The organism is Bacillus sp. EB600 (assembly GCF_024494385.1).
Classification (GTDB): Bacteria; Bacillota; Bacilli; order Bacillales; family Cytobacillaceae; genus JAEVLT01.
Genome location: NZ_JAEVLT010000075.1, coordinates 1 through 6,465, shown reverse-complemented (window position 1 = coordinate 6,465; position 6,465 = coordinate 1). Strand labels below are relative to the sequence as shown.

At 36.4% G+C, this 6,465-nt stretch carries 6 protein-coding genes; 4 read left to right on the top strand and 2 right to left on the bottom strand.

Annotation, left to right across the window (positions count from 1 at the left end; translation table 11 throughout):
• Positions 1 to 93: 93 nt before the first annotated feature.
• The 3 genes from JN080_RS28010 (at position 94) to JN080_RS28000 (ending at position 2,275) form a co-directional block, all read left to right on the top strand.
• A complete protein-coding gene (locus JN080_RS28010; RefSeq protein ID WP_256239228.1) occupies positions 94 to 552 on the top strand; it encodes a hypothetical protein in 459 nt (152 codons plus the stop codon).
• Between the two features lie 1,264 nt (positions 553 to 1,816).
• Positions 1,817 to 1,951, top strand: coding sequence for a BA3454 family stress response protein (locus JN080_RS28005; protein WP_256239227.1), 135 nt, complete (start codon positions 1,817 to 1,819; stop codon positions 1,949 to 1,951).
• 165 nt (positions 1,952 to 2,116) lie between these two features.
• A complete protein-coding gene (locus JN080_RS28000) occupies positions 2,117 to 2,275 on the top strand; it encodes a hypothetical protein (protein ID WP_256239226.1) in 159 nt (52 codons plus the stop codon).
• A 659-nt stretch (positions 2,276 to 2,934) separates the two neighbouring features.
• Here the strand turns inward: JN080_RS28000 and JN080_RS27995 are convergent.
• The gene (locus tag JN080_RS27995) at positions 2,935 to 4,068 is read right to left on the bottom strand and encodes an IS91 family transposase (protein ID WP_256239225.1); all 1,134 of its coding nucleotides are present in this window, start codon (positions 4,066 to 4,068) and stop codon (positions 2,935 to 2,937) included.
• On the bottom strand, positions 4,061 to 4,942 hold the full coding sequence (locus JN080_RS27990; RefSeq protein ID WP_256239224.1) for a tyrosine-type recombinase/integrase: 882 nt from the start codon (positions 4,940 to 4,942) through the stop codon (positions 4,061 to 4,063). The genes JN080_RS27995 and JN080_RS27990 overlap by 8 nt, the downstream gene beginning before the upstream one ends.
• A 269-nt stretch (positions 4,943 to 5,211) precedes the next feature.
• Here JN080_RS27990 and JN080_RS27985 point away from each other — a divergent pair, with 269 nt between their 5' ends.
• On the top strand, positions 5,212 to 6,126 hold the full coding sequence (locus JN080_RS27985; protein ID WP_256239223.1) for a tyrosine-type recombinase/integrase: 915 nt from the start codon (positions 5,212 to 5,214) through the stop codon (positions 6,124 to 6,126).
• Positions 6,127 to 6,465 lie beyond the last annotated feature (339 nt).

Sequence of the window (6,465 nt, the reverse complement as noted above, 5' to 3'; positions counted from 1 at the left end):
GCGATTGTTCAATAAGAACAGTCGCCTTTTGTGCTAACGGGAGAATAATTGAACAATGATAAGAGAAAATTAGTTAAAAAAAGGACATTTTTTATGATTGGACTTATTATTGCTGTTATTCTATTTAATTTAATTGCTTTTATAACTAACAAGCGGCTTACTAAAAATCAAATTGTTCATATTTGGTCGTTCACCATTACTTTACAGATTATTGCTGATTTGTTTATTGACCAAAAATACCACGGTTATTGGTACTTTACACAGGATGTTGATTGGGCAGCTTTACCTACCCTTATAATGCTTTTACCACCTATAAATATGATGTTTTTGAATTGGTATCCATTTAACTCTCCACTATTAAGAATTATTCTTTATTATATTTATTGGATAATATTTATGGTGATTTATGAAGTAATAGCATTACTTCCAAAACCTTGGGGGTACTTCAATTATGGGTGGTGGAAATTGGAGTATTCTATTCTTGTTGACCCAATTTTGTTAGTTATTTTACTGAATTATTATAAGTGGATTTGTAAGATTGAAAAAAGTTAACTAACGGATGCTTTAGTGGAGTAAGATAATCTATGCTCCTTAGGAGTTCAGAGCAAAAAATTAGCCCTCAATCGAGGGCCTAAGAATATATATTAAGGGGGTCTATGAAAGGTCTTGTCCTTTCATACCTGTATCTTAACCCATTAAACTTAACTAATTATTAATAATATAATATACCTATTCTTTTCGTTTGGTCCAGCCACCCAATCATTTGTGGCTCCTCCTATTTTCGATTCCACGGCAATTTCCAATGTTCTCTCAACACTTCCGGAAAACACTTGTTGCAATACCAATTACCATACTCGCCACCTGGAAGCTGCTGCATTTCCGTTTGTGGAAACCACTTTGCGCAGTAAGCACACATTTGTTTTACTTCCGATTCTCCCAAGTCTCTTCAATCTCCAAATCCTCTTCAATCATCCTTTTTAACTGTGTTTCATCTACATATTTAGGACCTTTAATTAAAACATTTAAAGCTTCTCGATAGGTATAGGCTGTTTTAAAGGATGGACAATCAGAAAGCTTTTCGTATTCATTGCTCTTCCATTCCTTTTTTAGTTTCTCATATTCAATATCAAACCAAACTCTTAATATTCAATATCAAACCAAACTCTTAAACTATTTATTGCGTGATCATCTACTGCCATTATTTTGCCTCCTTAGCTTTTGCGTATATGGTTGAACGTGGCACGCCTGTTTGTTTAGATATGTCATTTACATCTTAATCCATTTTTCTCCCGTTCTGCAAACAGCTTTAATGCCCTTTCGATTTCCTTTGTGTCCTGTCCTTTTCTTCCTAAGTGTTTCCCTTGTGCTTTCGCCCGTGCCTTTTGGTGCTGAAGTGAGCAAGGTATTAATTGACGGAGAAGGCAAAAGGAGATCATAATGGAAATAAAATAGGAGACTGCCCCAATCAGTCTCCATTTTTGTGTGCCAAGGAGCCGGCCTTTTTTAGTTTTTATATTTCGACTTTTTTCAGCATTCTAAGAAGTGTAACAAAATACGTAATAGATTAGAATCATAAAAAGTTTATTGATTTTATTGACTTTTCCAGTCGTTACCGTTGCTAGTGAGTATATTAATTTTTGTTAAGTTGAGAATTTGTCAAATCTTGACCTTTTTTTTAGCTTTAATCATTTTCATTTTATTTGTAAAATAAAAAAAGTAAAAAACATTTATTGGGATAATTAAATGAAATTGGATTTATTAGAGAAGTGGAATGAAAGTGAGAATTATTAGAATTATATAAAGGAGATAGAACAAAATGTACAATTATACAATCTATGTAACACATAAAGATAAAGTTTATCAAACCAACGTAATAGCTACCAAAAACCAAACAGAAGAAGAAGTTTATCGCATAGCAAAAGAACAAGTTTTGAAACAATGGGCAAATTAAATACGGGATCCTAGGATTAAAAGGATTTCGAATGGGATTTCCACTTGAAGAATAGATTTTTGATAGCTTCCTTTACTAGAATACCCAGTTGCCAATGGCGGCTTTGGAGAATTTTAAGAATAATATTAATTATATATAATTATAATAAGAGGAATTGGTGAGTTTATGAAGAATACTGATAACCTTCCTATAGAGGAGTTGGAAAGACGTATTGCTCATTTTGAGGATCGTCTTACGGATTTTATTATTACCGAGGAACAAAGAGAGTTAATCAAAGAAAGTTCAAGGGAACTAAAGAACGCTAAAGAGCGCAAGGCTTCCTAAACTTTTTAAATAAAATAATACATATAAATTAAAGAGCATTATCTGTTTTAAGATAGATGCTCTTTTTTGTAACTGTTTTTTTTAACCTAGTCTATACCTCTCTGACTCGCACCTTGCATCTGGGTTTTGATAGTGCTGAACATTAGCGTTCAAACCAAAGAAAGAACATGTTGATGTGGGTTTATACTTGGTGGAATTTATTCCTATTTCGTAAATGCTTGGTTCTTTCTTTTTCTAGTGATGGGTGGATTCGAAATAAAATGGGCTACATATCTGTATTTTTTATTTAAGAAATCATTGAAACAAGATGGTTCGTAAAATTACCTTAAAGTACCTTAACGTAATGCACCTTGCTTGAGTATCTATCCAAGTATTGCTTCCTTATATTTTTTAACTAAGCATATAATGAATAGAGAATTATCCGAAGTCACCCACAATAAAAAAGCTCCCAGGGAATGGGAGCTGACTTTGGATAATTCTATTGGACGAAACCACGGTGGGTTATCCACTATGGGGTATTTAAAATTTTCATTCTGCATATGGTAATCGATTTATTCAAAACGAGGATGCAAAAAGTCGAACACAAATACCCAAGTAAACAAAAGAAATAATAATTAGACACAATTCCCCCCTCCCCAATAAAGAGGCATTTGAAATAATTATGCAATTACCTGTACTGGTGAAGCTCTACTGAGATGACCAACACCACAGTAAGGACAGATCGTGAAATCTTTGCCTGTAATCTTTTTCAATAAGTCAAGGGTGCTTAACTTTGATTTTGGTGTATCATTCAATTTAGTATTCGTAAGCTTTTTACACAGTTTAAGCTTTGTTGCTTTGTTTCTCGGACTTAGCACACCATAATGCCGTATTCTCGTAAATCCATTAGGCAGCACATGAATTAGAAAACGGCGAATAAATTCATCCGCTGTTACCTTCATTTCTTTTTGTTTATTGCTATCTTTGTAGTCACGCCACTTAAAGGTAACTATACCATCTTCAAGCTTTACTATACGGTGATTAGAAATAGCGACTCGATGCGTATATCGTCCGAGATATTCAACAACATAGCCAGCGTTTTTAAAGGGTGGTTTACAGTAGACCACCCATTCTTTTTGATAAAGTGATGACATCCAATCACGAAGCTTAAAGGGATCTTGCAGATAAGAAATAGAGCCATGAAACTCGATTTTTACCTGCTTAAGATAATATAAAAACTTCCCCTTAAATTTCTTTGATAAAACCTTAACTGGAATGAAGAATTTCCTTCTTGTGTTCACCCACTTGCCACAAGAATTAAGACCCCCGCCTGTCACAATACAGTGAAGATGAGGATGGTGTGTCAGGTTTTGTCCCCACGTATGGAGTATCGCAGTAAAACCAATTTGCGCCCCCAAATATTTCTTGTCAGCGGCAAGCTCGGATAAGGTTTCGGCAGCTGCTTTAAATAAAACATCATAAATAACCTTTTGATTTTGATAAGCAACCGGATTTAAAAGGTCAGGAATGGTAAAAACCACATGAAAATAACTGATATTCAGCAAGTCGTCTTTCCTTGCTTCAATCCAACGTTCCTTATTTAAAGTTTGGCACTTTGGACAATGGCGATTGCGGCAGGAGTTGTAAGAAATGCGCATAAAGCCGCATTCATCACATGTATCGACATGTCCTCCTAATGATGAGGTTCTACAGACTTCAATCGCTCGCATTACTTTCAGCTGATTAGATAAAAGGCGATGGTTGAGTCGATAGGATTCTCCGTACTGAGCAAAAATATCCTGTAATTCAGTCATTTGAAGAAACCTCTGAACCACCATACGCTGGCAAGTTGTCAAGTGGGCTTTTGATACCCGACGTGACATTAGCAAGATGCAAATAAATCGTCGTGGACTGGATATTGGCATGCCCAAGCAATTCCTTAATCTGTAACAGCGTTGCACCCTCTTCCAGTAAGTGTGTGGCAAAGGAGTGCCTTAACGTATGTATAGATACGTTTTTGGTTATGGTTGTTCTTTTCACTGCTTCATCAAAAGCAAACATTATACCTCTAGAGGTAATATGGGATACATCGTGCTTACTAAGAAAAAGCCAGCCTTCAGGATGTTTGGGGCGATACGTCTTCCAGTATTCGCGTAAAACAGTAAGGCAAGCTTCCGACAGTACGGTATAACGATCCTTGCCTCCTTTGCCGCAGTCAACAAACACTCGCATGTTTTTTGAATCGATATGCTGTATTTTGAGCGCCGCGGCTTCACTTACACGCAGGCCTGAGCTATAGACAACCATCAGCATGGCTTTGTGTTTGATATTTTTGCAATTCTCCATAATGGAGAACACTTCTTCTTTTGTTAATACTTCCGGAAGGGTTTTACGGTTTTTCTGACGTGGAATCTGAAGATAATTTAACGTACGATTCAATGTGACGGCAAAGAGAAAACGGATGGCTGCACTATATGCATTCACCGTTGCAGGTGAATATTTTTTCTCATTGATTAAATGCCACAAGAAAATGCGTATGTCGACTACATCAAGCTGTTCCACTGGGCGATTGCTAAACTCAAGAAAAATCCTTGCATGCACGGTATAGTTCACCAGTGTATTTTGCGATAAGCCTCGAAGTCGAATGTCTTCTCTCATACGTAGTAAAATTTGTTCTTTGTTATCCATGTTACTTTCTCCTTAAAATTTATTAGCAGTAGAACTGCTTAACAAATTTTAAGATAATCACAGATACAAAAGAAAGTGGATTAAAGCAGCAGGGGATTGGAGGGTTTTGTGGTTTTACCACCGCGTTAGCGGTTTCGTTCAATATACATTATATACGTTCAAAACCCCATTTCTTATGTTATACTCATCATATAAGGTTAAAAATACTATTCTTTTAACCTCATTTTTTAATACATAAACTCAGCATATAAGTTAAGGGCGTGAAGAGATTGTATCAAGATTATATTTTATATCTTCAGAAACAAGGAAAATCAAAAAATACCATCATTTCCTATTCAAATGATTTAAACAGTTTTTTCCATGAAACCAATATTAAACCGAATGATTGTGTCACAGCAGCGGACATTCGAAAGTGGATCCACTCGATGTTGAATCCGATGGATATAAAACCACTTGCGACTTCAACTATTAACAGACGTCTCAATTCCCTACGCAGCTTTTATGCCTGGGCCACCAAAAATAAAAAAATACAGCAGAATCCGATGCAAGAAATACAAGACTTAAAATCTGCAGATGAAGATTCTGAAAAGATCATGTGGCTGACGGAAGATGAGTTTGAAGATTTACTCTATATAATAAGGAAGAAACCCGTCAAAAGCAGGGGAGTGAATCCGGAAGAAAAGTATCGCCGTGATCGTGCGATTATTTATGTGCTTACTTACGCCGGCTTACGCGTGGATGAACTTTCAAATTTAAAATTAACTGACATCGATTTAGACTTGAAGAGGATTCGAATCGTTGGAAAAGGGATGAAGGTCAGAACCGTTCCTATTTCGAATACGCTGCTGGCTGAAATCCAAGATTGGCTGACCTTCCGGGCAGAAATGGCGAATCAGAAACCGCATGTAGAGGATTCTCCTTATGTTTTTTACAGCCAGCGATCACCAAAGTTTACGGTTCGAGGAATTCAGACGATGATCGAAAATTACAGCTTGCCAAATAAAAGACTGACTCCTCATATGTTCCGTCATACGTTTTGTAAATGGATGCTAAAAGCGACGAATAATGATATTGAAAAAGTAAGAAGACTTGCTGGCCACAGTAACATCGCAACAACAAGTAGATATTTGAAGGATTCGTATAGTGATTTGGCAGATGCAGTAGATGCATTGCCTAACTTTTAGAAATGTATAGACGATTTTTTAACACCATCGCCTTAAGGCAATGGTGTTTTCTTCAGAAGTGAGACATTCAAATTCATTTTAGAGGAACAGCGTTACAGACTGATAAAAAGTAAAGATCGCTCTTTCATATTCAACAATCGGGCCAGATTGTCATGAGGAACGTTTGCAATAAAATTGGATATTTATGTTGAAATCTAGAGTGAAGATTGTGAAGGTTTTCACTTAAACTAACGGGCAGGTGTGCGGCCGAGCCTAGGTCGTATCATATAGCGGGTGGGATTCCCGTCGAGTAAGAACTAGCCATTCGCTCGTAGCGAGTCTTGGAGGGCTAACGGTAAA